Here is an 18,070-nt window from a genome sequence, read left to right as displayed (position 1 = left end):
GTCGCGGCCGCTCAACGGGCCGGGGAGGCCCCGGACGCGTTCGCCGCCAGGGGCAGGAAGCGCGATTCATCGAGCTGCACCGGGGTGTCGCGGCGCAGCTTCGCCAGCAGTTCCGTCCAGGCCTGCTCGCCGCCATCGCGCTGGAACAGCTCCTGCGCGCGCTGGCGCACCGACTCGAGGCTGTTGAGGACGGGTTCCTTGCGCGCTTCCAGCCGGATCACGGCCACGCCTTCGAGCAGCACCACCGGCTCGCTCGTCTCGCCGGGCTTGAGCGCATCGATCGCCTTCTCGGCGGGCTCGGGCAGCATGCCGCGGTGGATGTAGCCCATGTCGCCGCCGCGCTTGGCGGAGTCGTCGCCCGAATGCAGGTGCGCGAGCTCGGCGAAGTCGGCACCGGCGCGCAGGCGCTTGGTGATCGCCGCGCCTTCGTCCCTGGCGCCGTCCCACTGGGCCTTGGGGGCCGAGGGATCGACCTTCAGCAGGATCAGGCGGATGTGCACCTGCTCGGGCGAGGTGAACTTGTCCTTGTGGTCGTCGTAGTATTTCTGCAGCTGCTGCGCGCCCGGCGCGGGCACGTTCTTCACCTGCGCGGTGAGCTGCTCCATCACGTTGTCGCGTTCCAGCTTCGCCTTCAGGCCGGGCATCACCTTCTCGCGATTGGCCTTCCATTGCGCGCTGTCCTTGTAGCGCTGGTCGTAGCCGTCGATCACCTTCTGCACCGCGGCCGCATCGGGCTGGATCCTGCGGCGTTGCGCTTCCGAGTAGAGCAGGGCCTCGTCGACCAGCTTCTGGCCCACTTCGCGCTGCAGCTGCGCGATGGCCGCTTCGGAGGGATTGCCGTGATAGAACTTGCCGCGCGCGGCCTGCGCGAAGGCGGCGTCGTACTGCTCGCCGCTGATGACGCTGTCGCCGATCTTCGCGAACACGGGAGGCGGCGCCGCGGCGGCGGGCGCATGCTGCGCGTACGCCATGTTGCAGGCAGCGGCGATGCAGGCGGCGGCGAGGGCCAGGCGCAGCGAGGGGTGCGCGGGGCGCCGAGCGATGACTGCCGGCTGTTGCTCGATGTTCATGGGCACGTTCCTCACGAATGAAAAAAAAGGGGCCTTGCGGCCCCTTATCTGCAATAAGCGCGCCACTCGCTGGAGTGGCGCTGTCGTCGTGCTTACTTCGTGTGGCAGGCCAGGCAGACGGCGCTGCCATCGTTCTTGATCCGCAGGAACGTGGTGTTCTCGCTGTGCGGATCGTGGCAGCTGGCGCACTCGACGAAGGGCTGGTCCTTGCTCTCGAAGTTGCGCGTGTAGAGGATCATGTCCGTCTTCTGGCGGCTGCCCGCGGTGCCGGCGGTCGTGTCGACCCACCACACCAGCGAGTTGTTCAGCGTGGCGCTCTGGGGCTCCTTGAAGTCGGGGTCGACCTTCGCACCCGCGGCCACGCCGGCGTTGCTGAAGTAGCCGCCGCCCGCGTACTGGATGCCGATCGGGTGGTCGTTCTTCAGGTCCTTGCCGATCAGGGTGATGCCGCCGGCGATCTCGCCCGTGGTCTTCACGTTGCCGCCGCTCCAGGTGCCCTGCATCGCGAAGCCGGCCGGGTCGTAGTTGCCGGAGCCCGGCGCGTTGATGACGGTGCTCATGGCGGTCGCGCCGTCATGGCAGGACAGGCAGGCGAGCGACACGGAGCCGACGGCCATGACCTTGCCGTCCAGCGTGGAGGTCTTCAGCTCGTCGTACGTGCTGTAGGTGCTCGGGGCGGCCAGCACGCGGTTCCACAGGGGCACCGAGGCGCTGGTGTCCGCGCCGTGGGGCGTGTGGCAGAACACGCAGATTTCCGTGTTGCCGTCGTTCGAGGTGAACTTGTTCTGACCCGCGAGGGTGCCGCGCAGGTTGTGCTTCGTGCCGGCGATGCCGGTCTGTGCCGAAGCCGCCGCGGGAATCAGCGCCGCCGCCACCAGCACGATCGCGCCGGCCAGGGATCCGATGCCCTTTCTAGTCGTCGCGCTAGCGACCCAATTCCAGCCCATATCCATCTCCTTGAAGTTCGGGGTAAGCAGCCGCGGAACCCTCCCGCAACCCTTGCCGGGCTTGGACGCATCTTGTGTGCCAACCCCGCACAGCCGCTTTTGGGCCTTGGCGGGGACATTCCTTTGACGCCCGTCAAGCTTTCCAGGGGTGGGCTTCCCGCAACCGGGAAACGGAACTTTTCCATTCCCGGAAGCAGGCAGCCGCGAGGGCCTTCAGCGGACCGCCGGCGGGGCCGTCTTGGCGGCGGTGGCGGGGGCTTGCGGGGCCAGCGGATCGCCGTAGCGCGCGGTGGCGGGCAGGCCGGCCGGGCGGAAGACATCCATCTTGCGGAAGAACTGGTCGACCAGGTAGACGCGCCCGTCGGCGTCCACCGCCACCCCGGAGGGCAGCATGAAGCGGCCGGGGCCGTCGTTGTCGCCGCGCGCGGCCAGGTCCAGCAGGAGCTGGCCGTCGGGGTTGAAGATCTGCACGTTGGCGAAGGCGGTGTCCACCACATAGAGGTTGCCCTCGCGGTCGACCGCGATCTCCTTCGGGCGCGCGAACTGGCCGCTGCGCCGGCCGATGCCGCCGAAGGTCTTGACGAACTTGCCGTCCTTGTCGAACACCTGTATGCGGAAATTGCCGCCGTCGACCACGTACACCAGGCCGTCGTGGCCGATCGCCACGTCGCGCGGCAGGTTCAGCTCGCCGGGGCCGTTGCCGCGGCTGCCGATTTCCAGCAGCAGCTTGCCGGTGGCGAGGTCCAGCACGCGCACCTTGTGCTCGGTGCTGTCCACGCCGCCGGCATCGACCGCGTAGATGCGCTTGCTGGCGCTGTCGACCGTCAGGCCGACCGGGCGGCTCCACTTGATGTCCTGGGCCATGGTGCGCAGGTACTTGCCCTCGCCGTCGTAGACGAAGATCTTCTTGAGCGTGGCGTCCAGCACATACAGGTTGCCGTCGGCGTCGAGGTCGATGCCCAGCGGCATGCGGATGGCGCCCGGATCCTCGGTGCCGATGCGCTTGTACTTCTTTGCGTTGAGGTCGAACATGATCACGTTGCGCGCGGCCGTGTCGCCGATGTAGATGCGGCCGTTGCGCGCGGCGACGCCATAGGGCTTGTCGAGGCCCTCGCCGGTGCGGTTCTCGCCGGTCAGCGCGCGGCGCAGCGAGCTGTCCTTGTCGTCGGCGGTCACGTCGGCGCTGCTGCGGATCGTGCGCTCGTAGTAGAACCGCGGCGTGTCCGGCGCCGGCGGATAGACGGGAATCTCGGCTTTCCTGGGCGGAGCCTTGGGCGCCTCCGCGCAGCCGGCGAACAGCAGCAGGCTGCACATTCCCAGAACCGCAAGGATGCGGCTCGCTTTCGAGAATCGGGGGTACATACGGGTGGGCCTCCACGGGGGCAGGGCCGGCCCCTCCGGCCGGCGTATGGGAGCGAAACGCAAGGCCCATGCCATGACGCGGCCGCCTTGGCACCGAAGTTGCACGGCAGACGCCATCTGTTCGGAGACAGCATGTTCACAGCCTCGATTTCGTCCCGTTCCGCCCGCCGCTGGCTGGCCGCCGCCCTGGCGCTCGCCGCGGGCTGGCTCGGCGGTTCGGCCCTTGCCGGCGACCGCGGGCCCGCCGCCGCGCAGCAGACGCCGGCGGCCCTGTACCACAACTACTGCTCGGTGTGCCACGGCGACCAGGGCGACGGCAACAGCCGCGCCAAGGGCAGCCTGAAGCCGGCGCCGCGCGACTTCACCAGCGCCCAGTCCGCCCAGGAGCTCACGCGCGAGCGCATGATCGCCGCCGTGACCACCGGCGTGCCCGGCACGGCCATGGTCGGCTGGCGTTCCCAGCTCACCGAGGACCAGATCGCCAAGGTGGTCGACTACGTGCGCGACACCTTCATGCGTCCGAGCGTGGCCGCCGACGCCAGCCGCGGCCGCCAGATCTACGCGCGCATCTGCTCCGTGTGCCACGGCGACCGCGGCTCCGGCTCCATGTGGGCCAGCGCCAACCTGAACCCGGCGCCGCGCGACTTCTCCTCGCCCGGGGCGAAGAACGAACTCACGCGCGACCGCATGCTGGCCGCGGTGGCCAATGGCCGTCCCAACACCGCGATGCAGGGCTACGGCGCCCGCCTGAGCAAGGACGACATGGAGAGCGTGGTCGACTACATCCGCGGCGCCTTCATGCGCATCCCGGAGCAGAACGCCAACATCTCCGGCACCCATGCCCGCGGCGCCCCGGCGGCGGAGCCGAAGAAGGGGGCCGAGAAGCACGAGCACAACCACGCGGCCGGCGGCGGCGAGGACCATGCCGCGCACGGCCACGGCGGCGGCACGCTGGACAAGGACGGCAAGATCGACATGCGCGCGCCGATGCCGCACGGCCTGGTCGGCAACGCGGTGGCGGGCAAGAAGTTCTACGATGCGAACTGCGCGACCTGCCACGGCGTCAAGGGCGACGGCCAGGGCCCCCGCGCCTACTTCATCAACCCGAAGCCCGAAGTCTTCACGACGCCCAAGTCGCGCGCCTCGTTCAACCGGCCGACGATCTTCGACGCCGTGTCCCTGGGCCGCCGCGGCACCGAGATGCCGGCGTGGGACAAGGTGCTGACGAAACAGGAAATCGCCAACGTGTCCGAATACGTGTTCCGCGCCTTCATCCAGCCAGGATCGCAGAAGAATGTCGCGAACAAGTGAGTGGGGGCAGGTGCTGCGCAGTCTGGCGGCGCCGCTCCTGCTTGCCGGCCTCGCCGCGCTGGGCGGCTGCGGCGAAGCCCCCGGCGGCGCCCAGGGCGCCGCCTCCCGCCAGACCCCCGTTGCCGCCGCCGCCCCCCCGAGCGAAGCCACGCTCAAGCTCGGGCGCGACGTCTACAACTTCCGCTGCTACTTCTGCCACGGCTACTCCGGCGACGCGAAGACGCTGGCGGCCACCTACCTCGACCCGAAGCCGCGCGACTTCCAGGGCACGAAGCCGGAGGAAATGCCGGTCGAGCGCATCCTCGCGGCGGTGAAGAACGGCCGGCCGGGCACCGCCATGAAGGGCTTCACGGGCATCCTCAACGACGAGGAAATGAAGGCCGTCTCCGAATTCGTGCGCGACGAATTCCTCGTCAAGCGGGCGCCCAACACCCGTTACCACACGAAGGAAAACGGCTGGCCGGACCACGAGCGCAACGCTGCCGCCTTCCCGTTCGCCAAGGGCGAGATCGCCATCGACACGCCGTTCGAGCAGCTCACCCCGCCGCAGCAGCAGGGCCTGCGCCTGTTCAAGAGCGCCTGCATCACCTGCCACGACCACGCCAAGGTGAACGACCCCGGCAAGGTCTGGGAATCGCGGCCGGTGAGCTTCCCGCGCGACGCGTACTGCACCAGCTGCCACCAGGACGTGCCGCGCTCGGAGCCGACCGGCGTGTCGCACCCGCAGCGGCCGGCCACCCACACCTTCGCGCAGCGCGACGGCACGGTGCCGGTGCGCTCGCCCGCGCGGGCGGAGGCGCAGATCGGCGCCAACTACGTGATCCACGACAAGCCGCCGGTGCTGGTGGGCGCGAGCGCGCAGGAATTGAAGGGCGAGCAGTTGTTCCAGAAGAACTGTGCCTTCTGCCATGCGGGCGACGGCACCGCCAAGGGCTGGATCGGCAGCTTCCTGGAGCCGCATCCGCGCGACCTCACGAGCGACGAGCAGATGAAGGGCATGACCCGCGAGCGCCTGCTGCGCTCCATCCGCGAAGGCCTGCCGGACACCTCGATGCCGGCGTGGAAGAGCGTCCTGACCGACAGCGAAATCGAGGCCCTGGCCGCGTACATCGCGCGGGCGTTCCATCCCGTGGAGGGGATTCGCACGTCGCAGGCTGCTGGGAAGTAGCGAAGACCGGACAGCCGGACGCAGAGGACGCGAAGGGTACGCAGAGGACGCAAAGAAGACAAAGAAAACTTTAGATGGTTTTCTTTTGCGCTCTCTGCGTACCCTTTGCGTCCTCTGCGTCCGGCAATTTGCCTTCGGCAGTTCAAAAAAAAAAGCGGCCCGAAGGCCGCATGAACAAAGTGGGCTGGAAAAGGGCGCTGGTGGGCGCCCTGGAATTACTTGGCGGCGGCGGTGATGTAGTCCACCGCGGCGGCGATGTCCGCATCGGTCAGGGCCGCATTGCCACCCTTGGCGGGCATGGCGTTCTTGCCCTTGGTCACGGAAGTGACCAAGGCCGCCTTGCCGGTGGCGATCCGGGGCGCCCAAGCCGCCTTGTCGCCGAACTTCGGGGCACCGGCCACGCCGGCGGCGTGGCACATCGCGCAGGTCGCGTCATACACGGCCTTGCCGTCGGCCGCGAAGGCCGTCGAAGCCACACCCATCGTCGCGAGGACCAGGAGTCCCCCAGCAATCACCTTCATCTCACACTCTCCACGGTTGCAGGTTGAAAAGACCGAGGACGACACTGCAAGCCACATGCCGGCCGGGCCGGACAGGCCGGAAACCGCCCCGGCCCCGCCAAACCTTGACCGGCATCAAGGTTCCGGACCCGGGGCTGACAGGAAACTTTCAGTCGCCAGCGCCGGCTCTCCCGCTGGAAAGAATGGCCGCGCTGCGTTTTCCTGCGATTGGGAAGACGGGCCGCGGCGTTGGCTCCGATTGACCTCGCTCAACCGCTCGCGCCGGGGTAAATGTCGCCCTGGGTCCGGGGTGCAGCAGAATCCGGGTCATGCTCACTGCCCATCGTCTGACCTGCGTGCGCGGAACGCGCCCGCTGTTCTCCGGCCTGGAGTTCTCCGTGGGCCCGGGAACCTGGGCGCACGTGCGCGGCCCCAACGGTGCCGGCAAGACCAGCCTGCTGCGCATCCTGGCCGGCCTCGCCAAGCCCGAGGAGGGCGAGGTGCGCTGGAACGGCGAGAAGGTGGGCAGCGAGGATTTCCGCCGCGAACTGATGTACCTGGGCCACCGCGCCGCGGTGAAGGAGGACCTCACCGCGCTGGAGAACCTGGAATTTTCGGCGTCCATGGACGGCGTGGACCTCACGCGCGAGCAGGCCGAGGATGCGCTGGCGCGCTTCGGCCTGGCCGGGCGCGAGGACCTGCCGGTGCGCTTCCTCTCGGCGGGCCAGAAGCGCCGCGTGCTGCTGGCGCAGACCGTCGCCCGCCCCGCGCAGCTGTGGATCCTGGACGAGCCCTTCACGGCGCTCGATGTGAAGGCGGTGGACTTCCTGTCCAACCTGATCTCCGACCACGTCAAGGCCGGCGGCATCGCGGTGATGACCAGCCACCAGGCCATCCCGCTGCCGCCCGGACAGGTGGTGGATTTGTGAGCGCCGTGCGTCCCCCTATCGCCGCCCCGGTGCAGGCGCATGCCGGCGTCCACCCCATGAAGGCCCTGGTGGCCGTGCTCAAGCGCGACCTGCTGCTGGCCATGCGGCGCAAGGCCGAAGTGCTGACGGCGCTGTTCTTCTTCCTGATCGTGAGCAGCCTGTTCCCCCTGGGCATCGGCCCCGAGCCGGCGCTGCTGCGCAAGATCGGCCCCGGCGTGCTGTGGGTCGGCGCCCTGCTGGCGACCATGCTGGGCCTGCAAAGGATGTTTTATTCCGACCATCTGGACGGAACGCTGGAACAAATGGTGCTCTCGAGCGCTCCATTGCCTCTGCTGGTGTTCGGAAAGATCATCGCCCACTGGATCGTTTCCGGCCTGCCGGTGGTCGTGCTGGCGCCCGTGCTGGGGCTGCAGTTCGACCTGGACCCGGGCGCCCTGTGGATCCTGGCGCTCGGCCTGCTGATCGGCACCCCGGTGCTGTCGCTGATCGGGGCGGTGGGCGCGGCGCTGACGCTGGGGGTGCGCGGAGGGGGAGCCTTGCTGAGCCTGCTGGTCTTGCCCTTGTACATTCCCACCCTCATCTTCGGGGCCGGTGCGGTGCAGGCTCATCTGTCCGGACAGGGTGCCGCCGGGCACCTGTCCCTGCTGGGCGCGCTTCTTGCGCTGGCCTTGTTTTTCGTGCCATGGGCGACAACCGCCGCCCTGAGGATTTCGCTGGAATGAGTCTCAGACTGATCAACTGGTTCAAGCTGGCCAGCCCCTACAGCTTCTTCCCGGTGGCGGGACGCCTGATCCCCTGGTTCTGGGCGTTGACGGTGCTGTTCGGCATCGCGGGCCTGTACGTGGGCTTCTTCGTCGCCCCGACGGATGCGACCCAGGGCGACAGCTACCGCATCATCTTCCTGCACGTGCCCGCCTCGTGGATGTCGATGTTCATCTACATCGTGATGGCCTTCTGGGCCGGCATGGGCATGGCGTTCAACACGCGGCTGTCGTCCATGTGGGCGCTGTCGCTGGCGCCCACCGGCGCGCTGATGGCCTTCCTGTCGCTGTGGACGGGCGCGCTGTGGGGCAAGCCGACCTGGGGCACCTGGTGGGTCTGGGACGCGCGCCTCACCTCGGAATTGATACTGCTGTTCCTGTACCTGGGATTCATGGCGCTGCACGCGGCCATCGACGAGCCCCGCCGCGCCGACCGCGCCGCGGCCGTCCTGGCGCTCGTCGGCGTGGTGAACGTGCCGATCATCTACTTCTCGGTGAAGTGGTGGAACACGCTGCACCAGGGCTCCTCGGTCTCCATGACCAAGGCCCCTTCGATGGCACAGACGATGCTTTGGGGTATGTTGCTGATGGCCCTGTGCTTCTGGATGTACTCGATCGCCGCCGCGCTGATCCGCCTGCGCGCGATCATCCTCGAACGCGAAGCGCACACCGACTGGGTGTTGCGCCTGCCGGAGGCCACGGCATGATCTGGAACTCGATGAGCGATTTCTGGCACATGGGAGGCTACGGCCTCTATGTGTGGGGCAGCCTCGGCGTGTGTGCCGTGGCGCTGGTATGGGAGCAGGTGGCGCTGAGGAAGCGCACCGAAGCGATCCTCCGCAGCCTGCGGCGGCGTGCGCGGGCGGAAAAGATGGACCGGGAACTGGCATGAAAAACTGGAAGAAGAGGGGCGCGATCGTCCTGGCCGGCGTCGCTGCCGTCGGCACCGCCGCGGCGCTGGTGCTCAACGCGCTCAACAGCAACATCGCCCTGTACGTGACGCCCACCGAGGTGCTCGCGGGCAAGGCGCCGGAAGGCCGCGCCTTCCGCATCGGCGGGCTGGTCAAGGAAGGCTCGCTCAAGCGCGAGAACCTCACCGCCTACTTCGTCGTGACGGACACCGTCAAGGACGTCAACGTCGCCTACACCGGCCTGCTGCCCGACCTGTTCAAGGAAGGCAAGGGCGCGGTGGTGCAGGGCAAGATGGACGCCTCCGGCAAGTTCGTGGCCACCGAGGTGCTGGCCAAGCACGACGAGAACTACATGCCGGCCGAGGCGCAGCACGCGATCGACCAGGCCAAGAAGGTCGATGCGCAGACGAAGCACCTGAGCCCCTCGACGCTCCAGCAACAGCAATGAAAGTCAAGCACCTCATCCCGCTCGCGATCTTCCTGGTGATCGCGATCTTCCTGGGCATCGGCCTCACGCGCGACCCGCGCAAGCTGCCGTCCACCTTCATCGACAAGCCGGCGCCGCAGTTCCGCGTGCCGCAGGTGGTGTCCGCGGACAAGACCTTCTCGCCGCAGGACATGAAGGGCCAGGTCTGGATGCTGAACGTCTATGCCTCGTGGTGCGTGGCGTGCCGGGTGGAGCATCCGCTGCTGGTCGAGATCGCGAAATCCAACACCGTGCCGCTGATCGGCCTGAACTACAAGGACAAGCGCGAGGACGCCCTGAAGATGCTGGAGCAGCAGGGCAACCCGTACATGCTGTCGGCGTACGACCTCGACGGCCGCGTCGGCATCGACTTCGGCGTGTACGGCGTGCCGGAGACCTTCATCATCGACAAGAACGGCGTCATCCGCCACAAGCAGATCGGCCCGATCACGCCCGAAGCGCTGAAGGACGAGATCCTGCCGCTGATCGCGAAGCTGAAGGCGGCGTAAACAGCCGAAGACAGGACTTCCGGACGCAGAGGACGCGAAGGGTACGCAGAGGACGCAAAAAGGATTACCAGAACAATTTTCTGGATGTTCTTTCGCGTCCTCTGCGTACCCTTTGCGTCCTCTGCGTCCTCTGCGTCCGGCTGTTCCACACGCGGCTCGAACAGGCCGCCACTGCGGATGCACTACCATCTTCCGCCATGGACCTGTCACGCTTTCCCCGTCGGCGGTATACGCCGTTCGAGACGCCGCTCGAATTCCTGCCCCATTTCACCCGGGCGCTCGCCGCCAGCTGCCCCGGCGGCAAGGGGCCGCGGGTGTGGATCAAGCGCGATGACATGCTGGGGCTGTTCCCCGGCGGGAACAAGACGCGCAAGCTGGAGTTCCTCGTCGCCGACGCGCTCGCGCAAGGCGCCGACACCCTGGTGACCTGCGGCGCGCCGCAGTCCAACCACTGCCGCATCGCGCTCTCCGCCGCCGTCAGGGAAGGCCTCAAGTGCCGCTTCGTGATCGAGGAGCGCGTGCCGGACAGCTACCGCGAGGACGCCAGCGGCAACAACTTCATGTTCCGCCTGCTGGGCGTCGAGGCCATCACCGTGGTTCCCGGCGGCAGCAACATGGCCGCGGCGATGCAGCAGGTGGCCGGGGAGGTCGCTGCGCTCGGTCGCAAGGCCTACATCATTCCCGGCGGCGGCTCCAACGCCATCGGCGGCCTGGGCTACGTGGCCTGCGCCCAGGAACTGCAGCAGCAGCTGTTCGAGCAGGGCGTGCGCATCGACCGCATCGTGGTCGGCTCCGGCAGCTCCGGCACGCACGGCGGCCTCGTGGCGGGCTTCCTGGGCAACAACATCCGCATCCCGATCACCGGTATCGGCGTCAGCCGCGACCCGGCCGACCAGCAGCCGCTGGTGCTCAAGGAAGCCCAGGCGGTGCTGGACCTGCTGGGGGTCGGCCTGAAAGTCCGGCCCGAGGACGTCCAGTGCGTCGGCGGCTACTGGCAGCCGAAGTACTCGGTGCCCAACGCCCGCATGGTGGAGGCCGTGCAACTGCTGGCGCGCACCGAAGGCATCCCGCTGGACCCGGTCTACACCGGCAAGATCATGGCGGGCCTGATCGGCCTGGCGCGCGAGGGTGCCTTCGCACCCGACGAGAACGTGCTGTTCCTGCACACGGGCGGCCTGCCGTCCCTGCACGCGTACGAGCCCGAAGTGCTGGGCGAGCGCAAGGACCTGCCGGCGTGAACCGGCCCCGGCGACGGGGCTGAAACCCTGGCCCGGCGCCGTTCGGCGGCCCCGGGAGTTCCCCGGCTGGCGCGGCCGCAGGGGCTTCTGCACAATGCCCGCAAGGGATTCATCCAGGGGACCGGGGACGTGCTTTCCGCCACCATGCCGTACACGGCCGGCTTCAGCCTGCGCCGCCGCTTCGCCGTCACGAGCCTGATCGTGATCGTCGGCATCGCGCTGGGCCTGGGCTGGCTGCTGTCGGACATGCTCACCGAGCGCATGCTGCGGCGCGAGGGCGAGGTGAGCATGGAGTTCATCCGCAACCTGCTGTCGACGGACCGGTCCGCCGACTTCCTGCGCAGCCCGCGCGACGACGAACTGCGCCAGCGCTTCCTCGGCTCGATGGAGCACCTGTCCTCCATGACCGAGCCGGTGCGGGCCAACGCCTTCGGCGCCGACGGCACCATGCTCTGGTCCACCGACCGCGACCTGATCGGCCGGCGCGACGCCGACAACCCCGAACTGCAGGAGGCCCTGCACGGCGACCTCGTCGTGCACAGCGGCACCCTGGGCAGCCAGCACGACAAGCTGGAGCACCAGGGCCTGTCGCAGCAGACCCATTACTACGTCGAGAGCTACATCCCGATCCTCGCCGACGACAAGTCGCCGCAGGTGCTGGGCGTGATCGAGCTGTACAAGGTGCCCGTGCAGCTCAGTGCGGCGATCCGCGAGGCCGTGCTGCAGCTCTGGGTCGCCTGCGCGGGTTCCGCGGTGGTGCTGTTCCTCGCGCTCAACGGCGTGGTCGGGCGGGCCGACCGGATCATGCGCGAGCAGCAGAAGAAGCTGTCGGAATCGCAGGCGCTCTCCAGCGCGGTGGAACTGGCCGGCGCGGTGGCGCACAACCTGCGCAATCCGCTCGCCTCGATCCGCACGGCGGCCGAAATGATGGACGGCAGCCCCGCCCACCAGGCCGACCAGGCGGAGCACCGCGAGGACATCATCCAGTCCGTGGACCGGGCCAACCGCTGGATCACGGAGCTGGTGCGCGTCTCGCACGCCAGCCAGCTGCCGCTCGCGCCGGTGGCGACCACGCCGATGTGGCGCGACTGCCTGCAGGAGCTGCAGCCGGAAATGACCCGCCAGCGCGTGGCGTGGCAGCTGCAGGGGGGCGAGGCGCCGGAAGTGCTGGCGCATGCGCCCATGCTGCGGCAGATCCTCCTGAGCGTGCTCGCCAACGCGATCGAGGCGATGCCGCGCGGCGGCCCGCTGGCGGTCGGCTGGCAGGAACAGGAGGGCCAGCTGCACATCACGGTGGACGACAAGGGAACCGGCGTGAGCGAGGAGGTGCGGCAGGCGCTGTTCCGCCCGTTCTTCAGCACCAAGAGCGGCGGGCTGGGCATCGGGCTGGCGCTGGCGCGCCGCACGCTGGCCCAGTGGGGCGGCACGATCGACCTATTCTCGCGCAACGGCGCGGGCACGCGCGTGACGATCACGCTGCCGGTCGCCCCCAGGGAAGGAAGCTGAAGTCATGGCACAACTGCTGGTCATCGAGGACGAACTGGTCCTGGCCAAGAACATCGCGCGCTACTTCGAGCGCCAGGGCCACACCGTGGCCGTCGTGCACGACGGCGAGACGGGCGTGGAAACCGCGCGCGAGCTGCGCCCCGACGTGGTGATCGTCGACTTCCAGCTGCCCGGGTTCAACGGCCTCGAAGTGATCCGCGAATTGCGGCGCATGGACGACGAGATCCGCATCGTGATGATCACCGGCCACGGCACCATCAACCTCGCGGTGGAGGCGATGAAGGCCGGCTCGATGGACCTGCTGACCAAGCCGCTGTCGCTGGCTTCGCTCGACGAGGTCGTGCAGCGCGCGGTGCGCGAGCGCGCCGGCCGCACGATGCTGCGCTACTACCAGGAGCGCGACAACCAGCATGCGAGCGTGCACGCGCTGATCGGCGACTGCCCGCAGATGCGCCAGCTGCGCGAGATGATCCAGGCCGTGGCGGCTTCCGAGCCGACGGACAACTCGCCGGCGCCGCCGGTGCTGGTGCAGGGCGAGACGGGCACCGGCAAGGAACTCGTGGCGCGCGCCTGCCACCTCGCCAGCCCGCGCGCCAGCGGCCCCTTCATCGAGGTGAACTGCGCGGCCCTGCCGGCGAACCTGATGGAGGACGAACTGTTCGGCCACGAGAAGGGCGCCTTCACCGATGCGCACGCGCGCAAGGTGGGCCTGATCGAGGCGGCCGACGGCGGCACGCTGTTCCTCGACGAGATCGGCGAGCTCGAACTGTCGCTGCAGGGCAAGCTGCTGCGGGTGCTGGAAGACTACAAGGTGCGCCCGATCGGCTCCGTGCACGACCGCAGGATCAACGTGCGGATCGTGGCCGCGACCAACCGCGACCTCGCGGCCGAGGCCCGGGCCGGCCGCTTCCGCAGCGACCTGGTCTACCGCCTGAGCGTGTTCCAGGTGCGCATCGCGCCGCTGCGCGAGCGCGGCGACGACGTGCTGCTGCTGGCGCAGGAGTTCCTGCAGCGGCTGGCCACGCGCTACGCGCGCCCGCCGCTGAAGCTGGAGCCCGCCACCGCGGCGGCGCTGCGCAGGTATCCGTGGCCGGGCAACGTGCGCGAACTGCGCAACTGCCTGGAGCGGGCGGTGCTGATGCAGCGCGGCCCGGTGCTGCTGCCGGAGGACCTCGGCCTGTCCGCGCCCGAGGCACCGATGCCGGCCGCGCCCGTGCGCACCGTGGTGCCGCCGCCCCCGATCTCCACCCGCGCGCCGTCGGTGGCGCCGCTCGACTCGGTGGAGCGCGAGCACCTGCTGCAGGCGCTGGAGGCGCACGGCTGGAACGTGAGCCTCGCCGCGCGCGCGCTGCAGGTCACGCGCGACACGCTGCGCTATCGCATGGCCAAGCACGGACTGCAGCGCAACGAGCGCTGAAATGCCTTGATACAACCTGGGTGTGCGCCAGCGCGCACCCTGCCTGGGTGAGCACACCCAGCCGCGCCGCGCGGGCGTGAGATTCTCCACGAATGCGACGCTCCGGAGCGCCGAAATGGGCCGTCCACGCGCTGGCACGCAAGCTGCAGAGGATGGTGACGCGCGCAGTTCCGCGCCGTGTGCCGCAGGCGGAAACCGCCGCGGCACGGTTCCTCCCCTCGGCTTGCAGCCCGCAACGTCCACCAGAGGCGCATCCGGGCTTCGACTGGTCATGACCTCCTGCGCCATGCGCATGCAGCCCGCCGCTGGTTTCGTGGGTTCGGCGTGCTGCAGGCGAGTGGCGCAGGAGGGCGTGCTCCGCGTCGCGCGCGGCGCGCTGCTGTGGCACCATGACTCCTCCCACGGAGGCCGGCATGCCGCAGCACATCGGAATCGTCGCCTGCTCCGCCGAAGGCGCGGCGCTGTGCTATCGCACGATCTGCGGCGAGGCGCCCGCCGCGCTCGGCGCGCACCGCCATCCGGAAGTCTCGATGCACACGCCCTCGCTGCATCGCTATGTCGAGTGCCTCGATGCGCGCGACACCGAGGGCCTCGCGTACCTCATGCTGGAGTCGGCGCACAAGCTCGCGCGCTGCGGCGCCGACTTCCTGATCTGTCCCGACAACACCATCCACCAGGCCTTCGCGCGGGTGGCGCCGCGCTCGCCCCTGCCGTGGCTGCACATCGCGGAGGTCGTCGCCCGCGAGGCGGCGGCGCGCGGCCATCGCCGCATCGGCATCCTGGGCACGCACTGGCTGGTGGACAGCGAGGTCTATCCCGAGCAGTTCGAGCTGCAGGGCCTGGCATGGCTGCGGCCCACCGGCGAGGAGCGCGACGAGCTCGGCCGCCTCATCATGGACGAGCTGGTGCGCGGCGTGCAGCGCCCGCAGCAGGTCAGCTACCTGCAGGGCGTGATCCGCCGCATGCAATCGCAGGGCTGCGATGCGGTGGTGCTGGGGTGCACCGAACTGCCGCTGATCCTCGACGACGGCAACTCGCCGCTGCCCACGCTCGACTCCACGCGGCTGCTGGCGCGGGCGGCCATCCGTCGAGCCATCGGCGTTACACCGTAGGGTGTTGATACGGAATCGGGGGGTGTAGAGCCCCACGCGGAAGTGCCGGCCTGGGGGCGCACACCCGCACCTTCGGGCCGCGCACCCGTGCAAATGAGAACTAATAGGCATAAAGGGGCATGGCACGGGAGTCGCAATGGAGAGGGAGCGAGTGCAACAGCACCGCTAGCAAACCCCACACACCATCGAGGCCCATCCATGAAGACCCTGTTCTCCCTCTCCGCCGTTTGCGCTGCCGTGCTATCGACCGCTGCTCTGGCCACCCCCGTGCCGTCGCAGCTCGAGCGCCAGGCGAGTATCGCGCCGGTCGCGCTCCAACTGCTCGCCCGCGAGGCCTCCGAAGGCCGCCGCGGCGGCGATCCGCACGCCGCGCCGCAGGGCGAGGACCAGATGGCCCGCGAGGCCTCCGAAGGCCGCCGTGGCGGCGATCCGCACGCCGCGCCGCAGGGCGAGGACCAGATGGCCCGCGAGGCCTCCGAAGGCCGCCGTGGCGGCGACCCGCATGCCGCGCCGAAGGGCGAGGACCAGATGGCCCGCGAAGCCTCCGAAGGCCGCCGTGGCGGCGACCCGCACGCCGCGCCGCAGGGCGAGGACAAGATGGCCCGCGAAGCCTCCGAAGGCCGCCGTGGCGGCGACCCGCACGCCGCGCCCCAGGGCGAGGACAAGATGGCCCGCGAAGCCTCCGAAGGCCGCCGTGGCGGCGACCCGCACGCCGCGCCGCAGGGCGAGGACAAGATGGCCCGCGAAGCCTCCGAAGGCCGCCGCGGTGGCGACCCGCACGCCGCGCCCCAGGGCGAGGACAAGATGGCCCGCGAAGCCTCCGAAGGCCGCCGTGGCGGCGACCCGCACGCCGCGCCCAAGGGCGAGGACCAGATGGCCCGCGAAGCCTCCGAAGGCCGCCGTGGCGGCGACCCGCACGCCGCGCCCCAGGGCGACGACAAGTTTGCCCGTGAAGCCGAGTCCGGCGGCAAGGGCCGCGACGATCCCAAGGGCCATCGCCTGAGCGACGACGTCCGCGGCGAACTGGTCGCGCGCGCCGAGACGAGCCACGGCGGCAAGCGCCGCCCGGCCGGCAAGGGCGGGGTCTGAGCGAGGCCACCATGCGCGGCGCCGGCGTGTTCCTGCTCGCGGCCGGATGGGCCTGCGCTGCCGCCGCCGGCGCTCCGGCGGTGGACGAGCGCCTCGCCGTGGACGTCACGAGCGAGGTCTCGACCGGCGGCCTCGACTATCCCTCCGGCGTGCCGGTGCGGGAGTCCATGCTCGGCGTGCGCTACCGCGCCGACGGCTGGGCGGCCCGCCTCGAGCTGCCGTGGCGGCGCGTCGCCGGGCTCGCCGACGTCGCGACGCCGCCGGTGCCGGGCAGCCGGGCCGCCGACCAGGGCGTCGGCGAGGCACGCCTGAAGCTGGTGGTGCCTCTGCGCGAAGCGGCGCCCGGGGCCATCGCCGCGGACCTGGTCCTGCGCCTGCAGACCGGCAGCGGCCTCGCGGTGGGCGGCGTGGACATGGGCGCAGCCGGCCAGTCCATGGGCGTCTCGCTGCGCCGGCCGGCCGGCGACTGGAACCTGTTCGGGTACGTCGGCTGGCGCCGGGCCGGCACCTTGCCCGGCACCGATCCCGGCCGCAATGCCTGGCAGGGTGAACTGGGCGCCTGGCGGATGGTCGGCGCGCGCATCGAGGCGGGCGGCTACGCCTCCTGGCGCCAGGCCGTGGGCGGCGACGCCATGCTGCCCGAGGCGACGCTCTACACCGCGCTGGCGCAGGGCGATCATCGCTGGCAGGCGTATGTCCGGCGGGCCTTCACGCCCGGCTTCCCGGATCTTTCCGCCGGCGTGAGCTACCGCGCGAGCTTCTGAAGGCGCGCCGGGCGCTTCAGTCCGCCGTGATCCCGTTCTGCCGGATCAGCGCGCCGTACTTCGCCAGCTGCGCCTTCATCGCGGTGCCGAGGTCCTCGGGCGTGGTGCCACGCGGCGTGAGGCCCTGCGCGTTGAGCTTGTCGCGCACCTCCGGGTCGGCCAGCGCCTTCGCGACCTCGGTGGACAGGCGCTGCACGATGTCCTTCGGCGTGCCCGCCGGCGCCATGATCGCGAACCAGGAATTGAACTCGAATCCCGCCAGGCCCGATTCGGAGACGGTCGGCACGTCGGGATACTGCGGCATGCGCTTGGGCGTCGTCACGCCGATCAGCCGCACCTTGCCCGCCTTGATCAGCGACGTGACGGTGGCGATGCCCTGGAAGGCCGTGTCGACCTCCTTGCCGGCCACGCCCATCGCCGCCTGCGTCGCCCCCTTGTAGGGCACGTGCTTCATCTGCACGCCGGACTGCGAGGCGAACAGCGCCATCGCGATGTGCTGCGGGCTGCCGTTGCCGCCGGAGCCGTAGTTGATCTGGCCCGGGGCCTTCTTCGCCGCCGCGATCAGGTCGGCGGCCGTCTTCTCGTGTGCGTCGGTGGGCACCACCAGGCCCCATTCGACCGTCGCCACCAGCGACACCGGCTCGAAGTCGCGCACGATGTCCCAGGGCATCTTCGCGTTCATGTTCGGCAGCATCGTCATGATGCTGTCGTTGAAGCCGCCGAGCGTGTAGCCGTCCGGCGCCGCCTTGGCGACCTCGCCGGCGCCGATCAGGCCGGCCGCCCCGGGCTTGTTGTCGATCACGATGGACTGGCCGAGGTTCTGCCCCATCTTCTGCGCCACGATGCGCGCGGCGTTGTCCACCGCGCTGCCGGCGGCCAGCGGCACGATCATGCGGATCGGCTTGGCGGGCCAGGGCGCCTGCGCCTGCGCGCAGGGGGCTGCGCAGAGGCCCGCGAGCAGGGCGAGGGCGAAGCGGCGGGTGGGGTGCGGCATGGCGGTCTCCTCTTGC

18 protein-coding genes and 1 pseudogene are annotated in these 18,070 nt (G+C 69.8%); 14 read left to right on the top strand and 5 right to left on the bottom strand.

The window, feature by feature from the left end; all coding sequences use genetic code 11:
- Positions 1–11: 11 nt before the first annotated feature.
- From WG923_RS10175 to WG923_RS10165, 3 genes are all read right to left on the bottom strand, one after another.
- Positions 12–1,070: a peptidylprolyl isomerase gene (locus WG923_RS10175; RefSeq protein WP_340350838.1), complete on the bottom strand. Its 1,059-nt coding sequence runs from the start codon at positions 1,068–1,070 to the stop codon at positions 12–14.
- A 92-nt stretch (positions 1,071–1,162) separates the two neighbouring features.
- Positions 1,163–2,017: a cytochrome c3 family protein gene (locus WG923_RS10170; protein WP_340350837.1), complete on the bottom strand. Its 855-nt coding sequence runs from the start codon at positions 2,015–2,017 to the stop codon at positions 1,163–1,165.
- Positions 2,018–2,230: 213 nt separating this feature from the next.
- Entirely contained in the window at positions 2,231–3,331 is a 1,101-nt protein-coding gene (locus WG923_RS10165) for a 6-bladed beta-propeller (protein ID WP_340350836.1), read from the bottom strand.
- A 180-nt stretch (positions 3,332–3,511) separates the two neighbouring features.
- Between WG923_RS10165 and WG923_RS10160 the strand changes: the two genes are divergently transcribed.
- Positions 3,512–4,690, top strand: coding sequence for a c-type cytochrome (locus WG923_RS10160; RefSeq protein WP_340350835.1), 1,179 nt, complete (start codon positions 3,512–3,514; stop codon positions 4,688–4,690).
- Positions 4,674–5,858 (top strand): c-type cytochrome, encoded by a 1,185-nt coding sequence (locus WG923_RS10155; RefSeq protein ID WP_340350834.1) that lies wholly within the window; start codon positions 4,674–4,676, stop codon positions 5,856–5,858. Before WG923_RS10160 ends, WG923_RS10155 begins: the two co-directional genes overlap by 17 nt.
- A gap of 215 nt (positions 5,859–6,073) precedes the next feature.
- On the opposite strand, the pseudogene WG923_RS10150 reads toward WG923_RS10155, so the two are convergent.
- Positions 6,074–6,331, bottom strand: a pseudogene (locus WG923_RS10150) (c-type cytochrome); the annotation flags it as partial.
- Between the two features lie 356 nt (positions 6,332–6,687).
- Between WG923_RS10150 and ccmA the strand changes: the two are divergent.
- From ccmA to WG923_RS10090, 12 genes are all read left to right on the top strand, one after another.
- Positions 6,688–7,287 (top strand): cytochrome c biogenesis heme-transporting ATPase CcmA, encoded by a 600-nt coding sequence (gene ccmA / locus WG923_RS10145; RefSeq protein ID WP_340350833.1) that lies wholly within the window; start codon positions 6,688–6,690, stop codon positions 7,285–7,287.
- Between the two features lie 56 nt (positions 7,288–7,343).
- Positions 7,344–8,009 (top strand): heme exporter protein CcmB, encoded by a 666-nt coding sequence (gene ccmB, locus WG923_RS10140; protein ID WP_340351063.1) that lies wholly within the window; start codon positions 7,344–7,346, stop codon positions 8,007–8,009.
- The gene (gene ccmC, locus WG923_RS10135; protein WP_340350832.1) at positions 8,006–8,755 is read left to right on the top strand and encodes a heme ABC transporter permease CcmC; all 750 of its coding nucleotides are present in this window, start codon (positions 8,006–8,008) and stop codon (positions 8,753–8,755) included. The genes ccmB and ccmC overlap by 4 nt, the downstream gene beginning before the upstream one ends.
- Complete coding sequence (gene ccmD, locus WG923_RS10130) at positions 8,752–8,940, top strand: heme exporter protein CcmD (protein WP_340350831.1); 189 nt, start codon at positions 8,752–8,754, stop codon at positions 8,938–8,940. Before ccmC ends, ccmD begins: the two co-directional genes overlap by 4 nt.
- Entirely contained in the window at positions 8,937–9,407 is a 471-nt protein-coding gene (gene ccmE / locus WG923_RS10125; RefSeq protein ID WP_340350830.1) for a cytochrome c maturation protein CcmE, read from the top strand. The genes ccmD and ccmE overlap by 4 nt, the downstream gene beginning before the upstream one ends.
- Positions 9,404–9,934 (top strand): DsbE family thiol:disulfide interchange protein, encoded by a 531-nt coding sequence (locus WG923_RS10120; protein WP_340350829.1) that lies wholly within the window; start codon positions 9,404–9,406, stop codon positions 9,932–9,934. The genes ccmE and WG923_RS10120 overlap by 4 nt, the downstream gene beginning before the upstream one ends.
- Before the next feature lie 197 nt (positions 9,935–10,131).
- Positions 10,132–11,172 (top strand): D-cysteine desulfhydrase, encoded by a 1,041-nt coding sequence (locus tag WG923_RS10115; protein WP_340350828.1) that lies wholly within the window; start codon positions 10,132–10,134, stop codon positions 11,170–11,172.
- Positions 11,173–11,301: 129 nt separating this feature from the next.
- Positions 11,302–12,678 (top strand): sensor histidine kinase, encoded by a 1,377-nt coding sequence (locus WG923_RS10110; RefSeq protein ID WP_340350827.1) that lies wholly within the window; start codon positions 11,302–11,304, stop codon positions 12,676–12,678.
- A 4-nt stretch (positions 12,679–12,682) separates the two neighbouring features.
- Complete coding sequence (locus WG923_RS10105; RefSeq protein WP_340350826.1) at positions 12,683–14,095, top strand: sigma-54-dependent transcriptional regulator; 1,413 nt, start codon at positions 12,683–12,685, stop codon at positions 14,093–14,095.
- Positions 14,096–14,508: 413 nt separating this feature from the next.
- Positions 14,509–15,207: an aspartate/glutamate racemase family protein gene (locus WG923_RS10100; protein ID WP_340350825.1), complete on the top strand. Its 699-nt coding sequence runs from the start codon at positions 14,509–14,511 to the stop codon at positions 15,205–15,207.
- Between the two features lie 198 nt (positions 15,208–15,405).
- A complete protein-coding gene (locus tag WG923_RS10095) occupies positions 15,406–16,296 on the top strand; it encodes a hypothetical protein (protein ID WP_340350824.1) in 891 nt (296 codons plus the stop codon).
- A gap of 11 nt (positions 16,297–16,307) precedes the next feature.
- Complete coding sequence (locus WG923_RS10090) at positions 16,308–17,060, top strand: hypothetical protein (protein ID WP_340350823.1); 753 nt, start codon at positions 16,308–16,310, stop codon at positions 17,058–17,060.
- A gap of 16 nt (positions 17,061–17,076) precedes the next feature.
- On the opposite strand, the gene WG923_RS10085 is transcribed toward WG923_RS10090, so the two are convergent.
- Positions 17,077–18,054, bottom strand: coding sequence for a Bug family tripartite tricarboxylate transporter substrate binding protein (locus tag WG923_RS10085; RefSeq protein ID WP_340350822.1), 978 nt, complete (start codon positions 18,052–18,054; stop codon positions 17,077–17,079).
- Between the last annotated feature and the right edge of the window lie 16 nt (positions 18,055–18,070).

This window comes from Ramlibacter sp. AN1133, assembly GCF_037890035.1.
Classification (GTDB): Bacteria; Pseudomonadota; Gammaproteobacteria; order Burkholderiales; family Burkholderiaceae_C; genus Ramlibacter.
This window is presented reverse-complemented; position numbering and strand designations above follow the sequence as displayed.

Excerpts from the sequence above, each read along its gene's own strand:
- WG923_RS10115 (WP_340350828.1), top strand. The coding sequence starts at position 10,132 with ATGGACCTGTCACGCTTTCCCCGTCGGCGGTATACGCCGTTCGAGACG.
- WG923_RS10170 (WP_340350837.1), bottom strand. The coding sequence starts at position 2,017 with ATGGGCTGGAATTGGGTCGCTAGCGCGACGACTAGAAAGGGCATCGGA.
- WG923_RS10095 (WP_340350824.1), top strand. The coding sequence starts at position 15,406 with ATGAAGACCCTGTTCTCCCTCTCCGCCGTTTGCGCTGCCGTGCTATCG.
- WG923_RS10155 (WP_340350834.1), top strand. The coding sequence starts at position 4,674 with ATGTCGCGAACAAGTGAGTGGGGGCAGGTGCTGCGCAGTCTGGCGGCG.
- WG923_RS10105 (WP_340350826.1), top strand. The coding sequence starts at position 12,683 with ATGGCACAACTGCTGGTCATCGAGGACGAACTGGTCCTGGCCAAGAAC.
- WG923_RS10100 (WP_340350825.1), top strand. The coding sequence starts at position 14,509 with ATGCCGCAGCACATCGGAATCGTCGCCTGCTCCGCCGAAGGCGCGGCG.
- WG923_RS10120 (WP_340350829.1), top strand. The coding sequence starts at position 9,404 with ATGAAAGTCAAGCACCTCATCCCGCTCGCGATCTTCCTGGTGATCGCG.
- ccmC (WP_340350832.1), top strand. The coding sequence starts at position 8,006 with ATGAGTCTCAGACTGATCAACTGGTTCAAGCTGGCCAGCCCCTACAGC.
- WG923_RS10165 (WP_340350836.1), bottom strand. The coding sequence starts at position 3,331 with ATGTGCAGCCTGCTGCTGTTCGCCGGCTGCGCGGAGGCGCCCAAGGCT.
- ccmE (WP_340350830.1), top strand. The coding sequence starts at position 8,937 with ATGAAAAACTGGAAGAAGAGGGGCGCGATCGTCCTGGCCGGCGTCGCT.
- WG923_RS10090 (WP_340350823.1), top strand. The coding sequence starts at position 16,308 with ATGCGCGGCGCCGGCGTGTTCCTGCTCGCGGCCGGATGGGCCTGCGCT.
- WG923_RS10160 (WP_340350835.1), top strand. The coding sequence starts at position 3,512 with ATGTTCACAGCCTCGATTTCGTCCCGTTCCGCCCGCCGCTGGCTGGCC.
- WG923_RS10175 (WP_340350838.1), bottom strand. The coding sequence starts at position 1,070 with ATGAACATCGAGCAACAGCCGGCAGTCATCGCTCGGCGCCCCGCGCAC.
- WG923_RS10085 (WP_340350822.1), bottom strand. The coding sequence starts at position 18,054 with ATGCCGCACCCCACCCGCCGCTTCGCCCTCGCCCTGCTCGCGGGCCTC.
- ccmD (WP_340350831.1), top strand. The coding sequence starts at position 8,752 with ATGATCTGGAACTCGATGAGCGATTTCTGGCACATGGGAGGCTACGGC.
- ccmA (WP_340350833.1), top strand. The coding sequence starts at position 6,688 with ATGCTCACTGCCCATCGTCTGACCTGCGTGCGCGGAACGCGCCCGCTG.
- ccmB (WP_340351063.1), top strand. The coding sequence starts at position 7,344 with ATGAAGGCCCTGGTGGCCGTGCTCAAGCGCGACCTGCTGCTGGCCATG.